Annotated in this window: 19 protein-coding genes; 7 read left to right on the top strand and 12 right to left on the bottom strand. The window is 65.0% G+C overall.

The genetic code is table 11. The annotated features are described in order from the left end of the window. Positions 1–7: 7 nt before the first annotated feature. Genes U1R88_RS27195 through U1R88_RS27165 form a run of 7 tightly spaced genes read right to left on the bottom strand, consistent with a single transcriptional unit; the run spans position 8 to position 4,751 of the window. Positions 8–1,360 carry a FliI/YscN family ATPase gene (locus U1R88_RS27195; RefSeq protein WP_322434075.1) on the bottom strand — a complete coding sequence of 451 codons (1,353 nt, stop codon included), beginning with the start codon at positions 1,358–1,360 and terminating at the stop codon, positions 8–10. Next, entirely contained in the window at positions 1,357–1,980 is a 624-nt protein-coding gene (sctL, locus tag U1R88_RS27190) for a type III secretion system stator protein SctL (RefSeq protein WP_322434074.1), read from the bottom strand. The genes U1R88_RS27195 and sctL overlap by 4 nt, the downstream gene beginning before the upstream one ends. A gap of 3 nt (positions 1,981–1,983) precedes the next feature. Next, positions 1,984–2,598 (bottom strand): hypothetical protein, encoded by a 615-nt coding sequence (locus U1R88_RS27185; protein WP_322434073.1) that lies wholly within the window; start codon positions 2,596–2,598, stop codon positions 1,984–1,986. Continuing rightward, positions 2,595–3,407, bottom strand: coding sequence for a type III secretion system inner membrane ring lipoprotein SctJ (gene sctJ, locus U1R88_RS27180; protein WP_322434072.1), 813 nt, complete (start codon positions 3,405–3,407; stop codon positions 2,595–2,597). The genes U1R88_RS27185 and sctJ overlap by 4 nt, the downstream gene beginning before the upstream one ends. Positions 3,408–3,439: 32 nt before the next feature. Continuing rightward, positions 3,440–3,874 (bottom strand): hypothetical protein, encoded by a 435-nt coding sequence (locus U1R88_RS27175; RefSeq protein ID WP_322434071.1) that lies wholly within the window; start codon positions 3,872–3,874, stop codon positions 3,440–3,442. A gap of 50 nt (positions 3,875–3,924) precedes the next feature. Further along, complete coding sequence (locus U1R88_RS27170; RefSeq protein WP_068281412.1) at positions 3,925–4,107, bottom strand: hypothetical protein; 183 nt, start codon at positions 4,105–4,107, stop codon at positions 3,925–3,927. Beyond that, positions 4,104–4,751: a hypothetical protein gene (locus tag U1R88_RS27165; protein WP_068281872.1), complete on the bottom strand. Its 648-nt coding sequence runs from the start codon at positions 4,749–4,751 to the stop codon at positions 4,104–4,106. The genes U1R88_RS27170 and U1R88_RS27165 overlap by 4 nt, the downstream gene beginning before the upstream one ends. A gap of 306 nt (positions 4,752–5,057) precedes the next feature. Here U1R88_RS27165 and U1R88_RS27160 point away from each other — a divergent pair, with 306 nt between their 5' ends. Beyond that, positions 5,058–5,741: a L,D-transpeptidase gene (locus U1R88_RS27160; protein WP_322434070.1), complete on the top strand. Its 684-nt coding sequence runs from the start codon at positions 5,058–5,060 to the stop codon at positions 5,739–5,741. A gap of 238 nt (positions 5,742–5,979) precedes the next feature. Here the strand turns inward: U1R88_RS27160 and U1R88_RS27155 are convergent, their stop codons facing one another. From U1R88_RS27155 to U1R88_RS27145, 3 genes are all read right to left on the bottom strand, one after another. Next, positions 5,980–6,147, bottom strand: coding sequence for a hypothetical protein (locus tag U1R88_RS27155; RefSeq protein WP_322434069.1), 168 nt, complete (start codon positions 6,145–6,147; stop codon positions 5,980–5,982). A 122-nt stretch (positions 6,148–6,269) separates the two neighbouring features. Then, positions 6,270–13,865, bottom strand: a complete 7,596-nt coding sequence (locus U1R88_RS27150; protein WP_322434068.1) for an SH3 domain-containing protein — start codon at positions 13,863–13,865, stop codon at positions 6,270–6,272. A gap of 83 nt (positions 13,866–13,948) precedes the next feature. Continuing rightward, the gene (locus U1R88_RS27145) at positions 13,949–14,818 is read right to left on the bottom strand and encodes a MurR/RpiR family transcriptional regulator (protein ID WP_245314463.1); all 870 of its coding nucleotides are present in this window, start codon (positions 14,816–14,818) and stop codon (positions 13,949–13,951) included. 211 nt (positions 14,819–15,029) lie between these two features. Between U1R88_RS27145 and U1R88_RS27140 the strand changes: the two genes are divergently transcribed. From U1R88_RS27140 to U1R88_RS27130, 3 genes are all read left to right on the top strand, one after another. Continuing rightward, positions 15,030–15,206, top strand: coding sequence for a hypothetical protein (locus tag U1R88_RS27140; RefSeq protein WP_156771301.1), 177 nt, complete (start codon positions 15,030–15,032; stop codon positions 15,204–15,206). Positions 15,207–15,318: 112 nt separating this feature from the next. Further along, the gene (locus U1R88_RS27135) at positions 15,319–16,350 is read left to right on the top strand and encodes a SctD/MshK family protein (protein WP_322434067.1); all 1,032 of its coding nucleotides are present in this window, start codon (positions 15,319–15,321) and stop codon (positions 16,348–16,350) included. Next, positions 16,347–16,784, top strand: coding sequence for a hypothetical protein (locus U1R88_RS27130; RefSeq protein ID WP_322434066.1), 438 nt, complete (start codon positions 16,347–16,349; stop codon positions 16,782–16,784). The genes U1R88_RS27135 and U1R88_RS27130 overlap by 4 nt, the downstream gene beginning before the upstream one ends. On the opposite strand, the gene U1R88_RS27125 is transcribed toward U1R88_RS27130, so the two are convergent. Continuing rightward, complete coding sequence (locus U1R88_RS27125) at positions 16,739–17,116, bottom strand: hypothetical protein (protein ID WP_322434065.1); 378 nt, start codon at positions 17,114–17,116, stop codon at positions 16,739–16,741. The two genes, U1R88_RS27130 and U1R88_RS27125, sit on opposite strands and share 46 nt — an antisense overlap. Between U1R88_RS27125 and sctV the strand changes: the two genes are divergently transcribed. The 3 genes from sctV to U1R88_RS27110 are packed head-to-tail and all read left to right on the top strand — an operon-like array spanning position 17,109 to position 21,181. Then, positions 17,109–19,271 carry a type III secretion system export apparatus subunit SctV gene (sctV, locus tag U1R88_RS27120; protein WP_322434064.1) on the top strand — a complete coding sequence of 721 codons (2,163 nt, stop codon included), beginning with the start codon at positions 17,109–17,111 and terminating at the stop codon, positions 19,269–19,271. The two genes, U1R88_RS27125 and sctV, sit on opposite strands and share 8 nt — an antisense overlap. A 48-nt stretch (positions 19,272–19,319) precedes the next feature. Then, positions 19,320–20,693, top strand: a complete 1,374-nt coding sequence (locus U1R88_RS27115) for a type II and III secretion system protein family protein (RefSeq protein ID WP_322434063.1) — start codon at positions 19,320–19,322, stop codon at positions 20,691–20,693. A 14-nt stretch (positions 20,694–20,707) separates the two neighbouring features. Beyond that, positions 20,708–21,181: a hypothetical protein gene (locus U1R88_RS27110; protein WP_322434062.1), complete on the top strand. Its 474-nt coding sequence runs from the start codon at positions 20,708–20,710 to the stop codon at positions 21,179–21,181. Between the two features lie 37 nt (positions 21,182–21,218). On the opposite strand, the gene U1R88_RS27105 is transcribed toward U1R88_RS27110, so the two are convergent. Continuing rightward, positions 21,219–22,043, bottom strand: a complete 825-nt coding sequence (locus tag U1R88_RS27105) for a tetratricopeptide repeat protein (protein ID WP_322434061.1) — start codon at positions 22,041–22,043, stop codon at positions 21,219–21,221. Between the last annotated feature and the right edge of the window lie 40 nt (positions 22,044–22,083).

Here is a 22,083-nt window from a genome sequence, read left to right as displayed (position 1 = left end):
CGCCTGCTTAGCCATGAACGATGTCCCGCAAGCGTTCGGCGGTGTGCTCCATGGTTTCCTGCTGGTCGGAGGGCTGGCGCAGGAAGGCGTTGATCCGGTCGATCTTGGCGACGGCTTCGTCGGCGACGGCATCGCTGCCTTTCTGGTATTCGCCGATGCGCACCAACAGTTCCACCTCGGCGTGGCGCGACATCAGCTCGCGTATATGCGTCGCGTCGGCTCTGTGCTGTTGCGAGACCACCGCATTCATCAGGCGGCTTCTGCTGCGCAGGATGTCGATCGCCGGAAAATGGTCGCGGCGGGCCAGATCGCTCGACAGGAAGACATGGCCGTCGAGCAGGGCCTGCAACTCCTCGGCCACCGGGTCGAGCGTGCCATCGCCTTCGAGCAGCACGCTGTAGAGGCCGGTGATGGTGCCGGTCTGGCCCGGGCCGGCTCGTTCGAGCAGGCGCGGCAGCGCCGCGAACAGTGAGGGCGGAAAGCCGCGCCGCGTCGGCGGTTCGCCTGAAGCCAGGCCGATTTCGCGCTGGGCGCGGGCGAAGCGGGTGATGTTGTCCATCGCCAGCAGGACGTGCTGGCCTCGGTCGCGGAAATATTCGGCGATGGTGGTCGCGACGAAGGCGGCCTTGACGCGTTCGATGGCCGGCCGGTCGGAGGTCGCGGCGACGATGATGGTGCGCGTCATGCCTTCAGGGCCCAGCGCATGCTCGACGAATTCGCGCACCTCGCGGCCGCGCTCTCCTACCAGCGCGACCACGGCGACATCCGCGTCGGTGCCGCGCACGATATTGGCGAGCAGGGTCGATTTGCCGATGCCCGGCTCACCGAACAGGCCGATGCGCTGGCCGCGGGCGCAGGTGAGCATGCCATCGAGTGCGCGGATGCCGAGCTGGATCGGCTCGCTGATCAACCCCCGGGAGAGCGGTGAAGGAGGAAAGGCGTGCACGGGCCGTTGATCCTCGATCGCGTCGCCATCGAGTGGCCGGCCATCGAGCGGTTCGCCAAGGGCGCTCACCACGCGGCCGAGCAAGCCCGGTCCGACGCCGATCTGCAGCTGGGCGGCGACGGGTATCACTTCGGTCAGGCTCGACAGGCCGGCGAGGTCGTCGAGCGGAACCAGCACGGCAGAGCCGTCGGCAATGCCGACGACCTCGGCCCTGATGCGGCGGCCCGTCTTCGGATCGACGAGGTCGCAGATCTCGCCGAGCCGCGCCTCTTCCACCGTGGCATGGATGACGACGCCGACGACTTCGCGTACCCGCCCGCTGCGGCCCCGCTGGTTTTCCTCCCGCAGCCGCTTGCCGAGGCGCGGGACGATATTGGCGAGCCGTGCGTCGATGTCGATGGAGGCCTCGGTCATGACGCTGCCTTTCTCGTCGATCCGAGCGCAGCGGCGATGGCATCGAGCTGGGTGCCGATCCCGGCATCGATCACGGCGGCCTCACTCGCCACGATGCAGGCATCACGCGCGAGGGCAGGGTCGGTCTCGACCTCGATGGGGAAGCCGAATTGGCGCTCCCGCGCGAGTGCGCCCAATTCCTCGCGAACCCGGTCATGCGCGTCGGGGTGAACGGTGAGCCTGAGATATTTGGCCTGCCTCACCTCGGCGACGGCCTGGCGGGCGATCCTGGCGACGAGTTCGTCGAGGTCGAAGCTGCCGAGCAGGCGCCGGGCGACTTCCAGCACCAGACCGCCGACCTGGTTTTCAACGCCCTCGAGATAGCGGTCGAGCTTGGCCGTCGTCTCGGTGACGAGGCGCGCTGCCTTGCGCTTGCCTTCGACAAGCCCGTCCTCATAGCCCTGCGCATATTCGGCCGCATAGGCCCGCCGGCCTGCCTCGCGCAGGCGTTCGGCGTCCTGCCGTGCGGTTTCCAGAAAGCCGTAGCCGTCCTGCCAGGCCCTTGCCTCCGTCGCGCGCAGGATGCGCCCTGTCGGGCGCTTGGGTCGATCGGCCAGGGGGCCTGTGTCCTGCCCTGCCATAGCCTACCTCGAACCCGCAGCCCGCCGCACGATCGGCGGGCCCAATTGCGCGAAAGGCGCCGGTGCGATGTCGTCGAGCTCCGGGCTGGGAGGCAGCTTCAGGCGGACCCGCGCCCCGACACCCGCCGGCATGATGCTGCACCAGGCGCCGAGGCAGCGCCAGCCATCGGCTGCAACCCGCCCCGCCAGATCGGCGATCGGCTCGAGGTCCTGTTCGGGACCAGCCAGGTCGCGGTTGAGCACCGCGAATTCGCACAGCGCTTCGCCGAGCTGCGCATGCAGCGCCGTCGTCGTCTCGCGACGGATCACGCCGGCGAAGGCGGTGGCCCAGTAGATCGCGCCGGCTTTCAGCGCGATGTCGCCCAACTCGTCCGCATCGCTGAGCGCGATGGCCCGGTCGCCCGCCTCGACCTGCGGCTCCTGAGGAGAAAAACCGTAATGCTCGCCGATCAGGCTCGAAAGCCTTGTCTCCAGCCGATCGGCGGTGAGCAGATGTGCGCAGGCCTCGTCACCCAGCGTGCCGCCGAAACAGGGAGCCAGGCGGGGGGCGATCGCATGGAGGGCCGGCTTGTGCAGAAAGGACTGCCAGGCATCGGCCGCGTCGGTCTTGCCGGTCATGGCGTCCTCTTCACGGCGCGAAGGGGAGGAGTGCTGTCAAGGGCGTAGACATCGCGTCGCCGTCGCCAGTGAAGATAGGCCAGGCTCCCGGCAAGGAGCACGACCACGGTGACCAGCCCGTAGATGATCCACATGGCACGTGCGAGGTCGTCGGGATGCAGCCAGATGCCCATGAAGTTCGTGAGGCCGGGCTCACTCGTCGCCGGCTCGACAGGGGCCGCGACCGGCACGAGGATGACCGAAACATTGTCATAGGTCAGCCCGGCGACGCCGTTGGCGATCAGCATCTTCACCTGCGGCACCAGTTCCTTCATGTCGACCGAGGTGCGATGGCGGATGAAGACCGATGCCGAGGACGGCACCAGCTGCTGCTTGAGCGGATCGTTCTCCGGCAGGACGAGATGCACGCGGGCGGACAGGACGCCGTCGATGTCGGAGATGGTTTGCGAGAGCTCCTGGCTGAGCCCGTAGATCATCGCCGCGCGTTCCTCCACCGGGGAGGAGACGAGCCCGTCGCGCTTGAATACCTGGCCGAGGGTCGCGAATTTTTCCTTCGGCAGGCCGATCGCATCGAGCACGGACATGGCTTCGGCAAAGCGTGCCTTGTCGACCAGGACGGTCACCGTGCCTTCCTTTTCGATCTGGCGCTGGGCGGGAATGCCCTTGCGCACCAAGGCTGCGACCACTTCGTTGCCCTGGCGCTGGCTGAGGCCGGTATAGAGTTCCACCGTGCAGGCTTGCAGGAACAGCACGCCGACAAGAGCAAAGACGGTGCCGAACCGGCGCAGCCAGGCCGGCAACCGATACATCGACACTGGCCTCACGGAGCCCCCGCCACGCACTATTGCTGTTTGATCAACGTGTTGACCGAGCCGGTGGCGGCCGTCACGCTGTTGATGGCGACGGAGACATTGGCTGCCGCCCACATGAAGGAAATGGCGCGATCCAGCGTCATATCCGTGTTCGGCTGGCCCGGCGCCCCTTCATTGCCGGCCGCTACATTGCCGCTCCCTTCGCCGGCCGGCGGGGCAGAACCCGCCTGGGCCCCGTTCTTGGCGAAGGCCGACTGGGCCTGCTGCACCACCCCTTCGAGCGAGTGGAGGGCACCGCCGACGAGAGCGGCGGGATCATCGGGCTGCCCGGTTCTGCCGACGCTCTTTTCCATCTCCACGAGATAGTCGAAGAGCTGATGCTCGACATTCGCCTGTGGCTGGGTCGGCTGGAACTGGGTGGGTGCCGCCGAAACCGCGCCTATGGCAGCGTCTGCAAGCTGCATGTTCAATCCTCATCGATCGCCGATTGGGGGACCTGCCTGCCGGGCCCAGCTCACCCTTCCTCGTTGCGGGCCTGCTGCATGCCCTCCAGAGCCCGGTCGCCCTGTTGCTGGGCCATGCTCACGGCAAAGTTGGCGAGGGTTTCTTCCATCTGCTTCTGGAGGGCCGCTTCCTGGCTTTCCTTACTCGGGTCGGGCTGATTGGTCGGGCTGATACCGTTGCTCTCGATCTTCATTTGCTCTCTCCTGGATGCTTGGCGGCAGGCGGGGTCTCGACCTCGGCACGCCGGCCTCGGAAAACACGCACGGGCACGACATTTTCGGCCGAGCCGTCGACTTCGCGCGCCCGCGTTGGGCCTGACGGCTCGGTCAGCACGCCGAGCGCCTTGCGGACGGCGTCGATATAGGCGGGTGGGCCGGAAACCGAGACGACCCGCTCGTTCTGGGCGATCTTGATGGGGTAGCGTGCATCGGCGACGCCGAGTTCCCGCAGCCGGCCAGGGATGCCGGGCAGGGTGGCTGCGTCGACCTTGAACATGTCGGTACGCATTTCGGCTTCGGTCGCCACGGCCAGGCTGGAGCCATCATAATACCAGACCAGTCCGTAGCGGTCGCAGACCCATTGCAGGAACTCGCGCGCCGTTCCCATCGGCATGCCGGCACTCAGGCGACCCTTCACGCCGTCGCTGAGCTTGACCGGGACATGGATGTTGCGGCCGAACTCGGTCAAGGCGTCGCGTACCGACTGGTCGATGGTGATGTATCTGTAGGGACCGGCAGGCCAGTCAGGTTCGGCTGCGCGCGCGGGCAAAACAGCCACGCACAGGCAAAATCCGACTGCGAAGCCGAGAATGACGGGAGAGCGACGACGCGTCCCCATGGCCATCCTGCTGGTCTCAAATTCCATGCCCCTTACCTGTGCAACGACGCATTCGCTCTTCGAGCGTGAGTCCCGTGCGGCATGATTTGCCTGCCAAACCGTGCCGCACATTATCGTGATCGTCGCTGAAATGAAAGTCCAATTGGATTATAGAGCCATAGACAAGTGCCAAATGCTTCAGATTCGTGTTGCAGCTGGAGGTACGTTGTTACGGTTTTCGAACGGGGCGGAGCGCAGGGGAGAGCAGCGGAAATGACGGTTGAAGCAAGGCGTCTTCCTGCGTGCCGCCGGCTGCGTGGCAAACCCATGATCCTGCGAGCCGCCTTGCTGCGCAGAGCCACGATGGCTGTCGCCATCGCCGGCATCGTGTCATTGTCGATGATGGGTATCGCCGTGGCCCAGGCTGGCGGCTACGATCCGCGCACATGGGTCTATGACGGCGAGCAGGACGTGGTCATCGCGCCTTCGGACAATCCGGGGGACGTGGTTGACGAGCCTGCCCCAGGGGACACCCGCCAGCCGGCGACGAGGCGCACGCCGCCGATCGCGCGCGAAGTCGTGGCCTTTGCCGAACCCCATCCCAAGGGATCGATCATCGTCGACACGGGCGAACGCCGCCTCTACTACGTCCTCGGTGATGGCAGGGCACTCAAATATGCCATCGGGGTCGGGCGCGAGGGCTTTTCCTGGTCGGGTCGAGACCGCGTTCTCGACAAGAAGGAATGGCCTGATTGGCGTCCGCCTGCCGAAATGCGGGAAAGAGAGGCTGCACAGGGGCATTACCTGCCGGTGCGACTGGCCGGCGGCCCCAACAATCCGCTCGGTGCGCGCGCGCTCTATATCGGCAACACGCTCTATCGCATCCACGGCACGAACGCGCCCTGGACTGTCGGCACAGCCAATTCTTCGGGCTGCATCCGCATGACGAACGATGACGTGATTGATCTCTATCAACGCGCCTCGATTGGCGCCGAGGTTGTCGTGCGTTAGCAGGAGGTACGAAAATACTGATAAATTCTTGTAGAAATTGCCGGTGGGCGCATGCCGCAACCGTTCCGGGTGCTGCGCCGGCCTGCCGAGCCGGGGCTGGCGTCTAGAACGAGCCTATCGGCCGCTTCGGGCGAGAAGCACTCTTACCTGGCCGTGTCATTCTATAACCAATTGTTTTTGCATGCGTTTTTGAATCGCCTGGCCTTTCGGCCTTCCGGGGATGGCCGCACCGGAAGAATCAGGTCTTTTTGCCGGCAGCCCAGAATGCCGCGATCACCCCGATAGCGATGAAGATCATCATCGCGAAAAACACCTGGGCGATCTGGAAATTCAGGGAATCCTTGGCCACGAAAAGGGCGGCGACGGGCGCCGCCACGAACAGCAACAATCGAATGATCAGGCCCATCTGTGCCCCCAATGGCTCGCTTCGAAGCTGGGGGCAGAGTGGGCCTGTCACCGGTGCCCTGCATTGACCTGAATCAAGGCAAGATCGGGCTGCCGCGGGCGACGAACGCTTCCGAACTCATCTCATGCCGTCGCGCCGGGCAGGTAGATGCGGTCCCCGGCAAAGATGACGTCCGGAATGGCGATATGGCCCATGTTGAGCAATACCGTTTCCCGCACATCGGCCGAATGGTTGCGCGCGATGCCACCCATCGTATCGCCATCGCGGGCGATGATCGGCTGGTAGCCCTGGCGTTCGAGCTCGGGATTGAGGCGTCCCTCGCCATCCTGCGCCCCGGCCGGATGGGTCTGCACGAAACTGGCCTCGACCCAGCCCATATGCTCCGTGCCATCCGCACCGTGGGCACTGACGGGAACCCAGGTCTTGCCGGATTCGTCGGTTTTGGAAGCACCCGTTTCCTTGACCAGGGAGCCTGGTCGGATCAGCGTCACCACACCGGAATCGCCAGCCGGCTCTCCGCGCAGATTGAGCCCATCATCCGCCGAGACGACGAACTGGGCCGGCGTCGCCTCGGGCGTGCCGGGTTCTCTCGGCAGAGGCTTGTTCGGTCCCGTCTTCGTCGTGGTCGGCGAGGGGGTTGAGGAACTCGTGGCCGTGGGCGAGGTCGTGGGTGCTGGCGTCGTCTTTGAAGGCGTCGGTGTTGGCGTTGTCGGCACCGGTGTTGTCGGCGTTGGCGTGGAGGTGGTGTTACCGGAGGGCTGTACCCCGGGGGCATTTGTCTTGTTTTGCTGATCCAGCCAGTTCGCGACCACGATGCCGCTGAACAGGATCATGCCGCCGCCGAAGGTGACACCGAAGACGACACGATCGAAGCCTGACATACTAGGCTCCCATTTCCCGTGTCCCAGTCCCGTCCGGGCACCGCGTGCCCACAGATAGGCCGAACCGAGGAGGAAGGCGGCATTGTCGACCGTATCGGCCGCGCCCGGAACGAAGTCGAACCCTTTTGACACGAAATCCGGCATGCCAGGCAGGCTCGAGAGGTTCGAGCCGTCCTTGGGGATGGAATCGCCGAGCGAGAGGCCGCTCCCGATCGCATAGGAGGGCAGGTTCCATTTGTCAGCCATCGGCATGGTCGGCCGCCCGGTGCGGGCTTCGCGCACGGCCTTGGCGAAATAGAAGGCGTTGCTTCCTTCAAACAAGGCTCCGCCGGCACCGCCCAGAGTGACCGAGGTGGGGATGCCGGCCGCCTGGGTCGGCAGATAGCTCAACGCATCGCCGATCTTCATGATGCGGCCCAGCGGCGTGTGGAGCGCCGTCCATTTGCCCGGCAGGGCCGCAGTGGCGCTCATGGTCAGACCGCGCCAGGCGAGACCGCCGGCTCGCATATAGGCTTGGATATGCGGTGGCAGGGCTGGCCAGACGGCGGCAAAGGTGGCCGTGGCGGTCGTGGTGAGAACGAGATCGTCGACGCCCATCGCGCGCATTTTTGCCAGCGCCCGCACTGGCGCCGAGGCGGGCGTGTAGCCGTTGAGGGCCGAGCGCTGGTTGGCCTTCAGCAGGGCGGTCTGGAAAGGCTTGAGCACATCAACCTGGGCTGGCGTGAGGGCCTGCAATTGATCGTCCTTCAGGCCTGCCAATTGGTTCGGCCTGAGTTTTTTCACCTGCTCTGGCGTCAACTCAGCCAGTTGCGAGGGGCTGAGCTCGGCCAGATCGAGATATTTGATGCGTTTGGGCGCAATGGCGCGCAACTGATCCGGCGTCAGATCCCTCAATTGATCCGGCGTGAGATTGATGATTCCGCTCGGCGAGAGGCGGGCGATGTCATCCGGAGACAGGTTGCGGACCTCGATGAGTTCGTCCAGCAGCTTGCGCCCTTCCTCGCTCATCGCTTTCTTCTGGGTGTCGCCAACCGCCTCCATCTGCGCCAGCGTCAATTCAGGAATCTGCTTGCGCGTTAGGCTGGCAGCCATATCTGCGACAGACGCATTGGGCAAAGCGCGCAGCTGTTCGCCGGAGAAGGCTCTGATCTGCGACTTGGTCAATGCCGAAAGCTGGTCGGGTTTCAGCCATCCGGCCTGGTTGGCGTCCAGACTGGCGATGTCGAGATATTTGACGCGATTGCTCGGGATCGCGGCGATCTGGGCCTGCGTCAGCTGCCCCTGCAGGCCGGATCGCTTGAAGGCTTCCCATTGCTTCAAGGTCAGCCAGGAGACCTGCTTGGGCAGCATGGAGCCGATATTCAGGTCTGCAATGCGGTTCTCCGGGATCGAGCGCGTTTGAGACCGCGACAGATGAGGCAGCAGCCCGGCCTGATTGAAGGCTTTCCATTGGCTGTTGGTCATTGCCGCGATCTGGGCCTGAGAGAGGCCCCCGATCTGTCTTTTCGTCAAACTGGCGCTATCGAGATACTGGACGCGATTGTCGGGTATCACCCCGATCTGGCCCTGAGTCAGATGCTCCTGCAGGCCCGCCTGATGGAGCCCCTGCAATTGCTTGCCATTGAGGGCCGCAACCTGAGCCTTGGTCAGCGAGCGAACCTGGGATTTCGTCAGGGATCCGGCGTCGATATTCCTGATCCTGTTTTCCGGAATCACCTGTAATTGGCTGCGCGTGAGCGAACCCTGCAGTCCGGCTTGTTTGAAGGCCTCCCATTGCTTGGGCGTGAACGCAGCGACTTGGTCCGGCTTCAGCCAGGGCACGTTTTTGGCGTTGAGCTGGGTGAAGTCCAACTGTTTGGGATCGGTGGTCTGCAATTGCTTGCGCGTGGGAGGCGTGCTTTTCGGCGATTGCCCCGAAGGATTGGGGCCGGTCTTCTTGCCCAGGGTGATCGGGTCGATGGGGCCGTCACCGGCAACATGCACGTTGCTCGGGGAGGCAGGAGGCGCGGTATTCTTGCCACCTTTGAACCAGAAGCCCTCTTGAGCGGCATGGTTGGGCTGCTGGAGCGTTGCTCCCCCGGAAATATCGGTCAGGGGCAGGCCGGGCAGTTCCACCACCTCCTTGCCTCCCTCGGCAGGCTTGATGGCGTCGGCAAGCTCGACAGGTCCGTCATAGGCGCGCGTCCGCACGCCGAGCCTGTCTGCCACCTCGCCGGCGAGGGACCGCGTGAGGGGACTGCCGGTTTGATGGTCGAGGGAACCGGCGCGGCAGGCGAGGATCGTGATGCTCTGGCCGTCGCGATAGCCGGTATTGCGTAGGTCTGCGATCAATTGGGTCGCGCCGGGCAGGTTGGTCTCGTCGGCGATCACGAGGAAGGTGTCCTTGTCGATCGCGCCCTTGTTGGACAGCCCGATCGAAAGGTCCTTGGCAGCGACAGGCTGCCCGCCGATCGTCACCGTGCCGTCGGGAAGATAGTTCAGCGTGCGGCCGTTTTCCGAACCGAACGAGCGTGTATTGACCGATGCAGGCAATGTCGTCGGGTGGGATCCCCCGGCCGACTCGTCGGCCGCGAGTGGCCGGGTGGCTCGCAGTCCCTTGACACCCAGGCCCGTGCCGGCCACGCCGACCCCGAGGCTGGTCAACGCGCTGGCGAATTCCAGGCCGCTCATCTGGTCGCCATAGGCGGCGAGGTCATGGGCCGATACTGCCGTCAGTGGCACGCCCGTGCCGATGGCTGCCCAGTCGAGGCCCCGCGCGGTGCGGTTGAGCCCGCCCGAACTTCTCATATAGGCGTCTGCCGTCGTGGCGACGGAGGTGCCTTGTCCCGTCATGCCGATGCTGGCCCGGAACGCCTGCGTCACCGACAATTCCGTGGTTTTCGCCATGCCGATGGTGCGCAGCACGCTCGATCCCATCGGCAGGACGGTGGTGGCCACCGTGCCGATGTTCATCATCGATTCCATGTCGCCCAGTTCGCCGCCATGGTGGAGATAGTCCACTTCCTTGATGACGGCGCGGGTGCCGAGATAGGCGCCTCCGGCATAGGCCACGCCGGCGGCGAGCGGCGAGAAGGGATTGGGAATGACGGCGACGGCCGTGGCGAGGGCGGTGCCGATGCCCACGATCGGATCGACGATCTTGTCGAACGTCGAGACATTGCGGGCTTGCACGACCTCCAGGTCGATCTTGCCGTTGGCCCCGGGCTTCATGTTGAGACCGGTCGGCACGATCAGCTTGCCGCTTTCCTGGAACTGGCGGTTGTTGTCCTGAAAATCCTTGATGGACTCGAATTTCTGGCCGGTTGCGTCGACATACCAGGTCTTTTCGCCGTCCTGGACGGCGAAAAGCGAGACCTGTTGCGCACCGACCTTATCGTCGACATAGAACAGGGGCACGACCTTGACGGAGGTGGTGTTGCCGCCGATGTCGCGGATCTCGTCGACCACCTTGTCGAGGGTCGTACGGCCGTCTTCGCTGGAGGTATCCAGGCCGAGCGTGCGTGCAACCAGCCCTTCCTGGGCCTGGCGACCCTCGAGCGGCTTGAACTGGTCATTGTAGCCGGAATTGTAGAGGTTCTGGAACGTAGCCTGGTAGACCGACATCGCCTGGTCGCGATGGTCGTCGAGATAGACACTCTGGAGATGGGCGTAGTAGGGCGCCGATCCCGCATCGTCCAACAGCTTGAGCGGCTGGGTCAGCAGGAAGGAATACCATTGTTCGGAGCGCTCGGCCGATTGGCGGGCATTCTCGACGCTGGCGCGCTGATCCTGCGCCGCGTCGAGCCGGATCTGCGCCGCCGCGACGTCGGGATGCACCCACAGCCACTGGCCGTTGATCTCCATGCGAACAGGCTTGCCGGCCTTGACGATGGCATCGATACCGCCGCGCTGCACGTCGCCGGCCATATCGGGTGCTACCCCAACCTTCTGGCCGTTGACCGTGACTTCTACGGGCTGGGTACCCGGGGGCAGCAGGCCTGCCGGCGCCTCGACACTGCCTGGGCCATGCTGCTTGAGGGCACCGTCGAGATCGGTCTTGAGCCCGGTGATCTGCTTGTCGAGACCGTCCCGCACCAGGCCGAGCTGGTCCTTCATCATCCCCTGGATCTGCTGGCCGGCCGAGACCTGCGCCGCCTTGGCCGCCGCCAGGCCGCCCTGGCCGTCGGCGTAGCACATATTGGCGTTGGCGGGGTTGTTGAGAAGCGCCTGCCACTGCTTGTTGAGCTCGCCGTTGCGCAGGTCCTCGCGGATGTTCTTGTCGCTGGCCGCGAAGGTCAGTTGAACCCGCTTGGTGTCGTGCTCGTATTTGGTCTCCAGATAGAGCTGATGATCCTTGGGATCCTCTATGACGTTCTGTTCCTTGATCTTGCCCAGATAGTCGCCGCCAGCAGTGGAATATTCTTCGTTCCAATCGAACATGTCCGGATGGGCGGCTTGGTACTGTGCCAGAATCTTCTGCCTGAGATCGGTGGCCTGAACCTCTTGGCCAGAAAGCGTGCTCGTGGCCGAATAGAAGTTGGAATAGGCGGTCGCCGCATCGACCTGCTTGCCGGCATTCTCGCTCAATGTCTTGGCATCGCTGAGATTTTTCTCAGCCGCCGTGCGCTCGGGCGTACCCTGCTTGGTGGCGTTGACCTCCTGCTGCCGGACGCCGACCAGATAGTCCGCCAGCGCCTTGTCGCCCTGGCTGGAAGAGAGCCCGGCCTGGTAGAACAGCGCGGTCACCTCGTCATGGGCCGCCTTGGACTTGGCGTCCTTCAATTCGTAATTGGTATGATCGTTGGCGGCCGTGGCTCTTACCGTCGCCTGCCCGGGCAGGGGCGGCGGAGGCGGCAATGTCGCCTGCTTGGTGATCGCCTGGTCGAGAAGGCTCTGGGCCTTCTCGTAGGCCTCGCGCGCCGTGGTCGCATTGGTGAGCTGGGTGTTGGCGTCGGTGAGGGCCTTCTTGGCATCGGCGAGCGAACCCTCCGGCGTCGGCGCGTTCCATTGCAGGCCGAAGGGAGCCAGCTTGTCGTCGAGCAGGGCCTTGGCGTCGGCCATCGCGCCCTTATAGGCGGGATCGAGTGCGTAGACGTTCAGTTGCGCCTGTGACTGGTTGACCTTGGCACTGGCCTCGGCCCGCTGCCCGATGGCAACGTTTTCGGCGTCCATCGCCTTGGCGACCACCGGATCGACCCATTTGCCGTTCTTAGGCACCCAATTGCCTCCCGACGGTGCCTTGCCGGGGGGTGGGGTACCGTAGGGGTTTTCCGCCGTCGGATTGGTGCCGGGCTGGCCCTCGCCATATTTTCCGATGGCGTCCTGGGTTTTCTGGTGCAGGTCTGTGACGGCCTGCTGCAGGCTTGGCAATTCCTCGCCGGCGAAGATGCCGTCGAGAGTGGTCTTGACGATCTCAGCCTTCTTGGCTTCCTGCGGATCGGCACTCTTGGGGTCGACGGATACGAGCGTCTGGGCGAGCGCCGCCTCGGCGCTGTCGGGCTTGAGCTTGACGTCGCGCCCGGTGCCGTCGTCTTGCAGCGTCATGCTGCCATCCGGCTTGGTGGTCAGCGTGTAGCCGTTGAAGGTCACGGAGACGGTGGTGTCCTTGCCCTGCTTCACGGTGCGCGTGGTGCGGCCATTGCCTTCGACCACACTCTTGGTCTCGGTTCCGTTGGCTTCCGTGCTGGTGGTGACCGCATTGCCCCTGTCGTCGGTCGTGCGCACGGTGCGGGAATCGTGCTGATAGTCCTGGTAATAGCCGGTGACGGTCTTGCCGGTCTTCTGGTCGACGATCTCGGTCGATTGCACGTCGCCATTGTCGCTGGTGGGTTGGTTCGTCTTGACCTCGAGGCCGGCAGCTGCGAGCTGGGCCGTCACCTGCTCCTTGGTCAGCCCGCGTTCGGCAGCGATCTGGTCGATGCTCTTGCCGGCGGCGACATCCTTCTCGATACCCTCGGCCCCCTTGCGGGTCGGATCCTGGTTGGCGGCGAGCGTCGTCTTCTGCCCCTTGGCGTCGGTTACCACCGTGGTGGACTTGCCGTCCGCGCCGGTCGTCTTCACCGTCGTCACGCCGGTGGAAAGCTGCGTCGTCTGGGTGATGGTTCCGGTTCCCAGATCGTCCTCGCGGCGGGTCGTCGTCGTCCCCGTCTTCGGGTCATAGTTCGTGGTGATCTTCTGGCCGGATTCATCGCGCACCGGCGTGTCGGTCTCCTTGCCCTTGGCGTCCTTTACCTGCGTGTAGTAGGTGCCGTGCTGGAAATCGTAATATTCGGTGACGGTCTGGCCGGTCTTGGGATCGCTGATCTCAGTGGTGCGGACGTCGCCATTGTCGCTCTTCGGGTCGGTCGTCTTGATGCCGAGGCCGCCGGCCTTGAGCTCATTGAGCACCTGGTCGCGCGTCAATCCGCGTTCGGTGGCGATCTGGTCGACGCTCTTGCCTGCCTGCACGTCCTTGACGATCGCACCGGCATCCGTTCCCGGTTTCGGCGTATCGACGGGAGCCGGATTGACGACCTGTACGACCGCCGGCGTGCCGCTCTGCGGCGTGAGGAACAAAGCCGGGGTCACCGTCGGCGTGCCGGACGTCTTGAACAGGGGCGTATTGCTCGCCAGGGCCAGCGGCGCAACGACCGGGCTCGGTGCCGCCGGCGGCGGCTCAAGTTTCGTCAGTTCCGTATTGGTCTGCTTGAGTTCCTTCTGCAGCTTGGAGGCCTCTTCGGCCTCGCCCATCTTCTGCGCGAGCCGGATCTGCTCGCGAAGCTTTTGCGCCTGAGCCCGAAGTTCTGCGATGCGGTCGATGTTATTCTTGGGGATGATCTTCGGTGGTGGTGGCGGCAAAAAGATGGGACGAACGACCATGCGTTGAATCTCCAAAGCAGCCCGATCTCCTGCGCACCTCCACCGGAACGCTTGAGCCGGATCTCAAAGTGACGGTGGCCGCCTCATCGTGAAGGCGTCCAGTAGACATCGTATTCGGTGAGGTGCTGCTCCACGGCACGCATCGCTTCCTTGACGTCGACGCCGGACCGTTGGGCGATGAGGGCGATCAGGATCTCCGCCGCCGCGAGGGCCGGCGTAACGCTCCTGAAGAAGGAATGGGATTCGACCGTGACGATGACGCTGGCGCGGGCCAGGCGAGCCAGCGGCGACACGCGGCTGTCGGTGATTGCCACGATGGTCACGCCGCGCTTGGCCGCACGGCGTGCCACCTCGACGGTGGCACGGGCGTAGGGCGCCATGCCGACCACCAGCATGACGTCCCCGGGACCGGCATGGCGAAGGGCATCGACCTCGCCCTTGGCGGCAGCGTCGAGCAGTGTGCCGCGATCGTCGAACAGCGAAAGTAGGCGGGAAAAGTGAGTCGCGACGACCTGTTCCGAGCGCAGCCCCAGGCAATAGACACGCCGCGCGCCGATCAGGATGTCGGCGACGGCGACATGCTGCATGGCACTCGTATATTCGCCCAGGCGGGCAACCTGGGCGGCGAGCATGTCGGTGGTCGCGCTGACTGTCGAATAGCCTTGGCCGTCCTCCGCCACGTTCGGTGTCTCCACCGCTTCCGCCGGTTTGGCGGCCGATTTGGCGCCTGGCTCACGTAGTGCCTGCGCGTAGAGAGCGCGCATGTCTTCATAGGCTTCCAGGCCCAGCCAGCGGGCCAGGCGCATCATGGTGGAATGCGAGACGCCAGCCCGCTGCGCCTGCTCGCGCATCGATATCAGCGCCACTTCCTGGGGGTGGTCCAGAACGAACCGGGCCGCCAGCTTCAGTTGCGACGGCATGGTCTCGAACCGCTCGACCAGGAGCTGCGTCAACGGACCTTCTCTCATTGCGGCGACCCAAATCTATTGATGACAACAGTATGACATGGCCTTCGCCAATGCAACAATTGGAACTTATTAATAGCACGCATTCCAAATGGACTTTCATTCTAAGATTCACTAGCATGCCGGCGACGGCGATCCGAGCGATGCCCTTCGCGGTCTTGTGATCTCGCCGTTCGAAGCGCGATTCAAGGAGTGAACGATGTCCGTGTCTTCCCTAAATCCAAACGCATCCAGCACCCCCAGCGGGGCTGTCGACGATGCGATCGCGAAAATGGAAAAGATGTTCTTGCTGAACCTGAAGCTTCAGGTGGCGACCACTGAAATCGGCGTCAAAAACAAGGCCGCCGACAACATTACCCGCGGTAGCAAGACCTGAGTGACGAGCGCCGCCGGCCTGGGCTGGCGGCGCTTGAACCGTATTGTCGGAGCCGTTTTCCGCAGGCGCAGATCGGAAAAGGCGGCCCGATTGGGGATTGGGGATTGGAACGATGCCCACCGGATTGATCGACAAGGCTCAAGGTGAGGCGCGTGCCCTGCGTCGGCCCTCGTCACCGCCGGCTGCGAATGCGGACAAGACCCGATTCGAATCCGAATCGGTCATGGATTTCCAGGTGACCGATGGCCTCCACAAGGGGGCCGGTATCGGATTGGACGAGGCGGACTACACGATCGGCTCAGGGCCGGATGCCGACATCGTCCTCAGGGATGCTGGCATTGCCCCCCTTCATGCGCGCCTGCGCTGCCGGGGACGCCGGGTGGAAATCGAGGCCATTGGCGGAGCACTCGACCTTGTAAAGGCGGAGATCCTGCCCGAGGGCCATGGCCGCCGCTGCCGCCTGCCGCTCGACGTCGGTATCGGCGAAGCACGGTTTCGCCTGGAAGCCCGGCGGGGATCGGTAAGGGCGGCACGTCTGGGCGGCGGAACGTGGCTCGGGCGCTTGCTGTTCGTGAGCGGTGCCGTGATCCTCACGGTGGTGGGAGCTTCGCTCGCCCTGAACTGGCTGCCGAGCGCCACGGCATTTTCCTCCCAGCCCCACCGAACCGACGTGCCGCAGCCGCTTGCCGACATCTCCGAAAAACCCGCCGCGCAGCCGGCCGTCGTGAGTTCGACCGATGCGGCTGTTCCGGCGAGCCGCGCTCGTGACGACCTGGCGGGGCGCCTGGCGGCTGCCGGATTTTCCAATCTGACCATTGCTGCCGAAAAGGACCGCGTGGTCGTCTCGGGCGTGCTGCCGGCACTGCAGGGCGAGGCTTGGCGGGACGTCCAGGCCCGCTACGACCAGACCTATGGCGATCGTGTGCCGCTCGTTTCGCGTGTCGAGACGGGCAAGCCGGCGCAGTCGCCTCCGCTCACTCTGCGGGCGATCTGGTTCGGAGAGCGGCCCTATGTCATCGCCAGTGATGGTGCGCGTTACCATGAAGGGGCATTCGTCGCCGGCGGCTGGATCATCGAGAAGATCGGCGAGGATGACCTGCGGCTGGCCAAGAACGGTTCGACGCTCACCTTGAAATACCGATGACCCGACGGCTGGATGCAATTCGCCTCGATGCCCCCAATCTTGGTTCGTCCAGCCAGGAGACGAACGTCAAGGGCTTGCAGGGCCCCCCGGTCAACCGGCGGCGGCTGCATTCGATCGACTCACGCTCCGAAGAGGCCGGCAAGGCCGGCAGGAGCGAGCGCTCGGAAACGGCGGCGCGATCGACGGGCAGGGCGGCAGGGCTATCGGCCAAGCGTTCTCTCGACGACGAACTCCAGGATTTCGCGATGCCCAAGGGAGCCGGCTCGGCCATCTTGCGCCGCTCGGTGCCCATTCTGCGCTACTGCATCACCGACCTGGTGCCCCAGCTGGAGGGCGGAGACCAGCTTCGCAGCCTCGCCCAATCGCTGATGGAAGAGGAAATCGAACGTCATCGCGACCTGATGGCGCGGCTGCAGAAGGAAACCGAAAGCTGACCGACCGGCAGGACACCGTAAAGCTGCTGCACCTGCTGGGCTATCTCTATGGTCGCCACGGCCAGGTCAAGCGCGGCACGGCCTATCTCCTGATCGCAGCGCAGCTCGAGCCGGCGAATGCGGAAGTCCTGCAGACCCTGGCCCATCTGCTCGTGCTGGGCGGTGAGGCGGGCAAGGCGCTCGCCACGATCGAAAGGCTGGAGGAATTGGAAAGCGCCGATCATCCCGCCCTCGCCTTGCTCAAGGGCAAGGCCTTGCTGGCGGCGGGGCGCCCCGTGGAAGCGCGGCGGTCCTTTCAGGACTTTCTTGCGCAACGAGAGCTGAATGAGCATGCCTGACCGCATTCTGACGTTCCTTGCCAAGGCCGCCAAGCGCGCCGATCTCGTCATCGCGATCATGATGCTGGTGGCGGTGATCATGATGCTCATCCCGCTGCCGACCGAGCTGGTCGACGTGCTGATCACCATCAACATTGCCATCAGCGTGCTGGTGCTGCTCGCCGCACTCTACGTCACCCATCCGCTGGATTTCTCGTCCCTGCCATCGGTGATCCTGGTGGCGACGCTGTTTCGCCTCGCCATCACCATCACCACGACCCGCCTCATCCTGCTCCAGGCCGATGCCGGCCAGATCATCACGGCATTCGGCACCTTCGTGGTCGGCGGCAGCATCGCGGTGGGACTGGTGGTGTTCCTGATCATCACCATCGCGCAGTTCCTGGTCATCGCCAAGGGAGCGGAGCGCGTCGCCGAAGTCGCCGCACGCTTCACCCTGGATGCCTTGCCCGGCAAGCAGATGAGCATCGACGCCGAATTGCGCAATGGCGACATCGACAAGACGGAGGCGCGCCGGCTCCGCCAGCGCCTCGAGCGCGAAAGCCAGCTCTTCGGCGCCATGGACGGCGCCATGAAATTCGTCAAGGGCGACGTCATTGCCGGCATCGTCATCATCCTGGTCAACCTGATCGGCGGTATCGCCGTCGGCACCCTGCAGCACGGCATGTCGGTCGGCGTGGCCGCCTCCACCTATGCCCTGCTGACGGTGGGCGACGGCCTGGTCGCCCAGATCCCGGCCCTGCTGGTGGCTGTGGCCTCGGGCACCATGATCACCCGCGTTTCCGGAGCGGAGGGGGAAGGCGATCTCGGCGGCCAGATCGCCGGGCAATTGCTGCGCGATTCGCGCACGCTGGGCCTGGCTGCGGTCATTCTGGCCGGTCTCAGCCTGGTGCCTGGCTTTCCCACCATCATCTTCCTGATCCTCGGTGCCATCTTGGGGGCCGGCGCTTATGCCATGCACCGCAACGCCAAGGGGACAAAGGAGGAGGGACGGGGCTCGGCTTCCGCGATCGCCTCAGATGTCGCGCGGTCCGGCGTGGCTTCCGGCTCCCTCGCGGCCGAGGAAGGGGAGGAGACCCTGCCTTCGACCCGTATCCTGGTCCGCTACGGCAAGGGCACGTTGCTCGACAGGGCCGTGCTGGACGAGCATGTGGGCGGTATTCGCCAGCGCCTCTACGACGATCTGGGCGTCGAGCTGCCCCGCATCGGCGTCTATGAAGATCCGGCCTTGCCGGGTCAGCATGTCCGCATCGACGTGGAGGAGGCGCCGGTCCTCGAGGCGGATCTGCCCGAAGGCCGCCTCAGGGTCGAGGGTGATGCCGCCAATCTCGCTCTGCTCGGCCTTGCCTATGAGGAACGTCCTGCCGGCCCGCGAGACCATGCCTTGTGGGTCGATGCGGGTGCGGCATCGGCTTTGGCCGATGCTGGGCTGGTCTCCCTCGGGCCGGGAGAAGTCGTCGGCCAATGGGCCGAGGACGTGTTGAGGCGCTATGCCGGGCATTTCGTCGGCATCCAGGAAACCCGGGCACTGCTTTCCGAAGCCGAGCAGGATTATGGCGAACTGGTCAGGGAAGCGCGCGAGGCCGTGCCGCTGCAGAAGATTGCCGAAGTGTTGCGCCGCCTGGTGGCGGAAAACGTGCCGATCCGCAATCTGCGCATCATTCTGGAAGCCTTGGTGGAAGCGGGCGGCCACGAACAGGATCCGGCCCTGCTTGCCGAGCATGTGCGCGTCGCGCTGAAGAGGCAGATCAGCTTTCGTGCCGCCGACCGCAACCGCGTCATCGCCGCCTATGTCATGCAACCCTCGGCAGAGGAACTGCTGCGCGCCGGCCAGCAGACGGCGGCGATGGGCGGCTTCCTCGGCCTGCCGGAGGAGCAGGCCCAGTCCATCGTCACGCAGATCGGCCGGGCTCTCCGGGAAACCGCGCCCGACGCCGCGCCGGTCGTCCTGACGGCGGGAGACGTCCGGCGGCACTTGCGCACTTTCCTGGCGCAGCACGGCATCGAGCTTGCGGTTCTGTCCTATCAGGAGCTCGCACCGGAATTCAACGTGCAGCCGCTCGCCACCATCACCAGCCTGCAGGGCCAGGGCGCGGCCCGGCCCTCGCTCGCAACCACCCGCCCGGCCAAACAACATGAGGGGGCCGCCTGACACGGGGCAGGCAGGGGCGCCATCGACAGACGACAGGAGAGGAACGGAATGACAAGTCACGGCAGGGCCGGCCTTTGCATGGTCACACATGCAACGGGCCTCGCCCCGGAAATCGGTTGGTCTCTCCTGTATCGGCAACTGGCCGTGCTTGCCGCTTTCGCGCTTCTCCTGCTGGGCCTGGCGCCAGGCGCCCACGCCCAGACCATGACCAGCCTGCCGAGCAAGCCTAGCGTCGACCTCGCCGTGGGGCAGGGGCGGCTGTTCCGCTTCAAGCAGCCTGTCGAATCCGTGCTGGTGGCCGATACCACCATTGCGGACCTGCAGATCGTCTCGCCGCAGTTGGTTTATGTCTTCGGGCTGAAGCCCGGCCTGACCAATTTGATCGCCGTGACGGCCGACCAGAAGGTCGAGGCGACCACCGAATTCCGGGTCAGCACCGATCCCAGGCCAGCCCAGCGGGCCCAGAAGGTGATGCAGCCGCGCGGCGCGACCAATCTCACGATTTTCGGGGACCGCATCGTCGCCAGCGGCAATGCGGGCAGCGTCGATGAGGCGCTCGATACCGACGATGTCGCGCGCACCTATTCGCAGCCGGACCGGCCGCCGATCAACGACACCACCATCTCAGGTTCGCAGCAGATCAACATCCGCGTGCGCTTTGCCGAGATCTCGCGCTCCGAATTGCTGTCCTTCGGCGTCGACTGGGGCGTCTTCGCCAATTCGGGAAATTTCTCCTTCGGCCTGTTGAAGACTGGCGGCGTGAGCGAGGGCGGCGGCAATCTCGGCATCGGCCTGCGATCCAATGCCGTCAATGTCAGCGCCCTCATCGAGGCCCTGCAGCGCAACGGTATCGTCAAGATCCTGGCCGAGCCGAACCTGACCGCGGTCACCGGCCAGACGGCCAGTTTCCTCGCCGGTGGCGAGATCCCCGTGCCGATCCCGCAAAGCCGCGATACCGTGACGGTCGAATACAAGTCCTTCGGTGTCTCGCTCAACTTCACCCCGACCCTGCTCCCCAACAACCACATTGCCATTCACGTCAAGCCGGAGGTCAGCTCGATTTCCGATTCCGGCGGTGTCAGCCTGAACGGCTTCAACCTGCCGAGCTTCGTGGTGCGGCGGGCCGACACCACAGTTGAGGTGGCAAGCGGGCAGACTTTCGCGATCGCGGGGCTGTTTCAGCAGAGATTTGCGAAAAGCTTGCAGAAATTCCCCTTCCTGGGCGACGTGCCCGTGCTCGGAACGCTGTTCCAGTCCGAGCGTTTCCAGCGCGAGGAAACCGAACTGGTGATCCTGGTCACGCCCTATCTCGTCCAGCCGGTGCGAGGCCACGACCTTGCGACTCCGATCGACCGGCCGGCCCGAACCAAGAAGGCCCGCAAGCCAGCGAATACCGCCGGCATGGGCCTCATCGTGAAATAGGGAGGACGGGAGCAATGCGCGCGAATTTCCTGCGGGCCGGCCTTCGCCGGGGTCTGGCTCTCCTCGGCGTGATGGGGCTTGCCGGTTGCTCGGCCGGGCCCACGGCCGATTATTCCCCCGGCTACGGCTATGTGGCGACCAATGCCGGCCAGGGTTCAGCCAAGGGCGCCACAGGTTCGGTGCTGGTGCCCGATGCCTGCCTTGGCCCCCCGGCCGACGTCCAGCGCCCCGCCTGGGGCACGGTGGAAGCGGCGATGCCCGATCTCGGAGCCCATCTGCCGCCGGGCTGTGCCAATGCCTACAACCTGCAGCGCATGACCGAAAGGCAGGGGGACCTTGTCGAAGGCCGGCGCATGGGCCCGGCTGCCGGCGTCACGACCGCGCGCGCGGCCCGCAAATATCTGCTGGGGGAGAAAGAGGGGGATGCATCCTCATCGGAAAATCTCGGCGGTGCCGGCGGCAGCGCGACGCAACAGTCCTCCGACTAGCACCGGATCCTGGTCCAGGGAAGCATCAGGCCATCGCTTAGCTGGCGCTGGTCGCCGCGTTCATCAGGCCGAGCGCCTCGGCGCGCTCCTTGGGGTTGGCCTTGGCGCGGATCGAGCGGGTGCGGGCCAGCAGCGCGTCGACCTCGCTGCTGGAAAGCCCGACGGGCGGGGCGGCGCGAACCTGGCTGTCCTGGCCCAGCAGGCCGTAGCAGACCACGAGGTTGCGCTTGTGATGCAATTGCGCGTCCGGAGCGGCCGCGACCTGCTGGATGAACGGCATCGCTTTCGGCGCGTCGCCGGCGAGGGATGCGGCGAGCGCCATATTGGCCTTGATGTCGAGATCGCCGGGCGTCAGGGCCAGGGCACGCGAGAAGGAGGCCTCGGCCGCACCGGTCTGGCCGGCCACGGTCTGCGCCACGCCAAGCCGGTTATAGGCGCTGGATGTGTTGACGATCTCAGCGCCTTCGCCGAGGGCGCGGAGCCCGGCCTCGTTGTCGCCGGTTGCCATCATGGCCGAGCCCAGTCCGACGAGGGCCTTGCCGTCCTTCGGCGATTTCGCCAGTGCGGTACGATAGGCGCTTATCGCGCTGGGATAGGAGCCGGCGCGGACATAGGCATCGCCGACCTCGACATTGGCCGTCGCGGAGGCGTCGGGCGCTGCGGCTGCCCGTTCATAGAGGGCGAGCGCGGTTCCCTTGTCGCCATGCGACTCGACATCCGCGGCCAGCCGCATCAGACGGGAAGATTGCGTGTTCGATGCGCTGCCCAGGCCGACGGCGGGCGTGTTGGCAGTATGCGCCGTGGTGCAGGCCGTAAGCACCACCATCGCAAAGACGGGACAAAACGCCGTGCGCAGCCGCATGCCGATCCTCCTGAAAGCCGCCGGATCATATCGCAAGCCT

The organism is Labrys sedimenti (assembly GCF_034424805.1).
GTDB lineage: Bacteria > Pseudomonadota > Alphaproteobacteria > Rhizobiales > Labraceae > Labrys > Labrys sedimenti.
The sequence above is the reverse complement of the archived record's forward strand: the minus strand, read 5'-3'. Positions and strand labels throughout refer to the sequence as shown.

Bases quoted from the DNA above. Each gene is read 5' to 3' on its own strand.
- U1R88_RS27195 (WP_322434075.1), bottom strand. From the start codon at position 1,360: ATGACCGAGGCCTCCATCGACATCGACGCACGGCTCGCCAATATCGTC.
- sctL (WP_322434074.1), bottom strand. From the start codon at position 1,980: ATGGCAGGGCAGGACACAGGCCCCCTGGCCGATCGACCCAAGCGCCCG.
- U1R88_RS27185 (WP_322434073.1), bottom strand. From the start codon at position 2,598: ATGACCGGCAAGACCGACGCGGCCGATGCCTGGCAGTCCTTTCTGCAC.
- sctJ (WP_322434072.1), bottom strand. From the start codon at position 3,407: ATGTATCGGTTGCCGGCCTGGCTGCGCCGGTTCGGCACCGTCTTTGCT.
- U1R88_RS27175 (WP_322434071.1), bottom strand. From the start codon at position 3,874: ATGCAGCTTGCAGACGCTGCCATAGGCGCGGTTTCGGCGGCACCCACC.
- U1R88_RS27170 (WP_068281412.1), bottom strand. From the start codon at position 4,107: ATGAAGATCGAGAGCAACGGTATCAGCCCGACCAATCAGCCCGACCCG.
- U1R88_RS27165 (WP_068281872.1), bottom strand. From the start codon at position 4,751: ATGGGGACGCGTCGTCGCTCTCCCGTCATTCTCGGCTTCGCAGTCGGA.
- U1R88_RS27160 (WP_322434070.1), top strand. From the start codon at position 5,058: ATGATCCTGCGAGCCGCCTTGCTGCGCAGAGCCACGATGGCTGTCGCC.
- U1R88_RS27155 (WP_322434069.1), bottom strand. From the start codon at position 6,147: ATGGGCCTGATCATTCGATTGTTGCTGTTCGTGGCGGCGCCCGTCGCC.
- U1R88_RS27150 (WP_322434068.1), bottom strand. From the start codon at position 13,865: ATGGTCGTTCGTCCCATCTTTTTGCCGCCACCACCACCGAAGATCATC.
- U1R88_RS27140 (WP_156771301.1), top strand. From the start codon at position 15,030: ATGTCCGTGTCTTCCCTAAATCCAAACGCATCCAGCACCCCCAGCGGG.
- U1R88_RS27135 (WP_322434067.1), top strand. From the start codon at position 15,319: ATGCCCACCGGATTGATCGACAAGGCTCAAGGTGAGGCGCGTGCCCTG.
- U1R88_RS27130 (WP_322434066.1), top strand. From the start codon at position 16,347: ATGACCCGACGGCTGGATGCAATTCGCCTCGATGCCCCCAATCTTGGT.
- sctV (WP_322434064.1), top strand. From the start codon at position 17,109: ATGAGCATGCCTGACCGCATTCTGACGTTCCTTGCCAAGGCCGCCAAG.
- U1R88_RS27125 (WP_322434065.1), bottom strand. From the start codon at position 17,116: ATGCTCATTCAGCTCTCGTTGCGCAAGAAAGTCCTGAAAGGACCGCCG.
- U1R88_RS27115 (WP_322434063.1), top strand. From the start codon at position 19,320: ATGACAAGTCACGGCAGGGCCGGCCTTTGCATGGTCACACATGCAACG.
- U1R88_RS27110 (WP_322434062.1), top strand. From the start codon at position 20,708: ATGCGCGCGAATTTCCTGCGGGCCGGCCTTCGCCGGGGTCTGGCTCTC.
- U1R88_RS27105 (WP_322434061.1), bottom strand. From the start codon at position 22,043: ATGCGGCTGCGCACGGCGTTTTGTCCCGTCTTTGCGATGGTGGTGCTT.